Source organism: Pseudomonas sp. 05N434, from assembly GCF_056396965.1.
In genome coordinates, this window is the sequence record NZ_JBFTMK010001198.1 from 1 (window position 1) to 369 (window position 369).

Genomic DNA, 369 nt, shown 5'->3' on the forward strand with positions numbered 1-369 from the left:
CCCTCACCGAGGGCAAAGAGTTCCTGGGCCATGGCCAGCGCATCGAGGCGGCCTTCGGCAGAGAGCTTTTTCAATTGCACGCTCGGGGCATGCAAGAGTTTGTTGGTCAGGCCACGGGCCAGTTGCACCAGCACGTCCTCGGCACTGCTGCCGTTGGCGAGCATACGCTGGGCCTTCTGCAATTCTTCGTCGCGCAGGCGCTCGCTTTGTTGACGATAAGCCTTGAGCACATCCACCGCCGCCAGTTCGCGCAGGCGAACCATGAAATCTTCGGCACCGACCGACACCATCTCTTCGGCCGCCTGAGCGGCGCCCTGACGGCTCTTGAGGTTTTCGGCGACCACTTCGTGGAGATCGTCGACGCTATAC

General features: G+C 61.8%; 1 pseudogene. It reads right to left on the reverse strand.

The annotated features are described in order from the left end of the window. Positions 1 to 369 (reverse strand): annotated as a pseudogene (locus AC1DLB_RS32410) (glutamyl-tRNA reductase); the annotation flags it as partial.